Genomic DNA, 3,734 nt, shown 5'->3' on the forward strand with positions numbered 1-3,734 from the left:
ATGACCGTTTCGGCGCACTTACCTTTATCCGAGTTTATTCAGGTAAGCTGAACAAAGGCGACACAGTACTTAACTCCTTCACAGGTAAGACTGAGCGTATCGGCCGTATGTGTGAGATGGAAGCTGAAGATCGTAACGAGCTAGATTCAGCTCAAGCTGGTGACATCCTTGCAATCGTCGGCATGAAAAACGTTCAAACAGGTCACACACTTTGTGATCCCAAGCACGAATGTACACTTGAAGCGATGGTCTTCCCTGAGCCAGTAATCTCGATTGCTGTTAAGCCTAAAGACAAAGGCGGTTCTGAGAAAATGGGTATCGCGATCGGTAAGATGGTTGCAGAAGATCCAACATTCCAGGTTCACACTGACGAAGACTCAGGTGAAACAATTCTACGCGGAATGGGTGAGCTTCACCTAGACATCAAAGTAGACATCCTGAACCGTACTTATGGCGTTGAGCTAGAAGTTGGTGAACCTCAGGTTGCATACCGTGAAACAATCACGGCTGAAGTTGAAGATTCATATACGCACAAGAAGCAGTCTGGTGGTTCTGGTCAGTTCGGTAAGATCGATTACCGTATCAAGCCAGGTGAGCAGAATTCTGGTTTCACATTCTCATCTACAGTTGTAGGTGGTAACGTACCTAAGGAATTCTTCCCAGCTATCGAGAAAGGCTTCCAAAGCATGATGGAGACCGGTGTTCTTGCTGGCTTCCCAGTACTAGATGTTGAGGTTGAGCTGTTCGACGGTGGTTTCCACGCGGTTGACTCCTCTGCTGTTGCATTTGAAATTGCTGCAAAAGGCGCTTTCCGTCAGTCAATTCCAAAGGCACAACCTAAGCTTCTTGAGCCAATCATGAAGGTTGACGTATTTACGCCTGAAGATCACGTTGGTGACGTAATTGGTGATTTGAACCGTCGTCGTGGCATGATCGAAGGTCAGGATGCAGGCGCTTCTGGCGTGCGCATCAAAGCAAATGTACCACTTTCAGAAATGTTTGGTTACATCGGCTCACTACGTACAATGACCTCTGGTCGTGGTCAGTTCTCTATGGAATTTGATCACTACGCACAATGCCCTAACTCTGTTGCTGAAAAAGTAATGGAAGAAGAGCGTGCAAAGAAAGCAGCTAAGTAATCTTTAGCTAGCCTTCAAAAAAGCGATCTTCGGATCGCTTTTTTTATGCCTGCAATTTAGCTACAAACCTACAACGACCAAATCAAAATGGCACCGGGATAACCACGTACATAACTCTACTCAGCTTCATTTATACGCAGCAATACTGTTATAGACCAGCGACTTAGCTTTCCCGACCTGAAAGAAATACACTATTCTGGAATAGCTAGAATTTCCCAGGCACAAAAAAAGGCGAGCTAATGCTCGCCTTTAGTCATTCTAAACCATACTACTGAATAGTCAGTGGGCTAGTCGTTAAAAGTTTACCTACAGCACTCCCTGCCGCAATACCCAGCGTTTTCGTGAAGCGCTCAAAGGGGTCTGGCTGCGGCGTAAAATCAATAATTTCCTCAGCTCCAACCACTTCTCTTGCAACATAACCTGCACTACCCAAACCATCAACCAAACCTTTTTCCAAGGCCTGCTCACCACTCCAGATCAGACCACTAAAGATCTCTTCATCAACCTTCAACCGCTCTCCACGCCCTTCTTTCACTTTAGCAATAAACTGCTGATGCGTGGTATTCAGCACCGACTCCCAAAACTCAACCTCATCACCCTTTTCATCGCTAAAAGGATCTAGAAAGCCCTTATGAGCTCCCGCTGTATATAAACGTCTTTCGACGCCAAGCTTCTTCATCGTATCAACAAAACCAAAACCTGAAGCCACTACACCGATAGAACCAACCAAACTTGCCTTATCAGCGTAAATCTTATCCGCAGCCGCAGCAATGTAATATGCACCTGAAGCACCAATATCGCTGATCACTGCATAGAGTGGCGTTTCAGGGTATAAGCCACGAAGTCGTTTAATTTCATCATAAACATACCCTGATTGAACCGGGCTGCCACCAGGACTATTAATGCGCAAGACAACAGCTTGAGTTCCCTCAGCTTCAAAAGCTGCTCTCAAACCCGTCACCAAAAAGTCTGCATTCGCCTCTTCGCCTGAAGCAATCACACCTTCCAGATTAACCAATGCGGTATATTGTTCAGTATCACTTATCTTATCCGGCGATAAACCCTCGCTCATCATAAACAATAAGACAAAAAGATAAGCAAATGTTAGCAGCTTAAAAAACACACCCCAGCGACGAGCCTTACGCTGCTCAACACCTAACTGAGAAACAGTCTTTTCAATCAACTTCCACTCTTTAGTATTATTCTCTGAATCCAAAATTTACTACCCTCTAACTTACATTCAGCTTTATCAGCTCTGAAAAATGATCAATTATTGCTTTTGGCTCATGTACGGACAAGCGACTCACTTCATGAACCCCATAACTCACACCGATTGCATCCATCCCGAAATTTGAAGCCATCTTCAAGTCATACTCCGTGTCGCCAACCATCACGCACTCTTTCGCAGGCACACCATAGTATGAACAAATCTCTTCCAGCATCATTGGGTGAGGTTTTGAGCGTGTTTCGTCCGCACAGCGCTCAATATCAAAATAGTGCCCAAGCCCGGTCGCCTTTAACGCGAGATTCAAGCCATTTCGACTCTTACCTGTAGCAACTGCCAAACTAAGACCACCCGCCTTAAGCGCCTCAAGCGTCTCAATAACGCCGTCAAACAGATTTTCCTGCGTCATCTCACGGCGAAAAAAGAACTCCGCATAAGATTGCCGCATATTTTCAACATCCTTATCCGACAGGCTTGGATACAAGCTTTGCAAAGCCTCCACCATCCCTAAACCAATAATATTCTTATAGGCATCATGCCCGAGATCGGGCAAGGAGAGCTTATTAGCGGCATACTCAAGACTCGCAACAATATGCTGCTCAGAGTCGACTAAAGTCCCGTCCCAATCAAATATATATACAGGGTACTTCATAACACTACACCAAGCCCATCTTTTTCAAATTAGCTTCATATACTTCGTCGTAGGGCGCCTCAAAACTCATCGCCCTACCGCCAGGCAAGGTAAAGTGAATCTCTTTTGCATGCAGCATCAATCGAGCTTTTTCCATTCCTCTAAACTGCACCAAATCGCGCGGGATATACTTATCATCCCCCACAATTGCATGCCCGGAAAATGCGGCATGAACACGAATCTGATGAGTTCGCCCGGTCACCGGCTTAGCTTCGACTAAGGTAAAATTCTCAGCACTAGATAAGATCTTGAACAAGGTCTGACTTGGCTTCCCGTCCTGGTGTACAACAACAATGCGTTCACCAGATTTTAATTCATTCTTCTTAAGGGGCGCGTCAACGCGCTTTTTATGCTTTGGCCACTTACCGAAAACGGCCATATGGTAAATCTTGTTAACCTCATCATTACGAAACTGCGCATGCAAGTCTCGCAAGGCAGGCCGCGACTTAGCAACCAAGATACAACCCGATGTATCCCTATCCAAGCGGTGCACCAACTCAAGAAACTGGGTTTCCGGGTAACGCTTGCGTAGCGCCTCAATTAAGCCGTAATTAACGCCACTTCCGCCATGCACAGCTAAACCGGAAGGCTTGTTGATTACTAGCAGCTGCTTATCTTCATAAATAATAGCTGAGGCAATAAACTCAAGAAGATTGTCACTCACCCTAATAGCGCCTTT

General features: G+C 45.7%; 4 protein-coding genes. 1 reads left to right on the forward strand and 3 read right to left on the reverse strand.

What is annotated here, in order from left to right:
* Nucleotides 1–1,139 (forward strand): elongation factor G (locus A3763_RS13815; protein ID WP_197482908.1); only part of this gene is annotated, 1,139 nt, incomplete at its 5' end.
* 268 nt (nt 1,140–1,407) lie between these two features.
* Here the strand turns inward: A3763_RS13815 and A3763_RS13820 are convergent.
* From A3763_RS13820 to A3763_RS13830, 3 genes are all read right to left on the reverse strand, one after another.
* Nucleotides 1,408–2,355 (reverse strand): S49 family peptidase, encoded by a 948-nt coding sequence (locus tag A3763_RS13820; protein ID WP_231872200.1) that lies wholly within the window; start codon nt 2,353–2,355, stop codon nt 1,408–1,410.
* A gap of 13 nt (nt 2,356–2,368) precedes the next feature.
* Complete coding sequence (locus A3763_RS13825) at nt 2,369–3,016, reverse strand: HAD-IA family hydrolase (RefSeq protein WP_068507955.1); 648 nt, start codon at nt 3,014–3,016, stop codon at nt 2,369–2,371.
* A 4-nt stretch (nt 3,017–3,020) separates the two neighbouring features.
* A partial coding sequence (locus A3763_RS13830) for an RluA family pseudouridine synthase (RefSeq protein WP_156495094.1) occupies nt 3,021–3,734 on the reverse strand: 714 nt, incomplete at its 5' end.

The organism is Oleiphilus sp. HI0128 (assembly GCF_001635365.1).

Bases quoted from the DNA above. Each gene is read 5' to 3' on its own strand.
- A3763_RS13825 (WP_068507955.1), bottom strand. From the start codon at position 3,016: ATGAAGTACCCTGTATATATATTTGATTGGGACGGGACTTTAGTCGAC.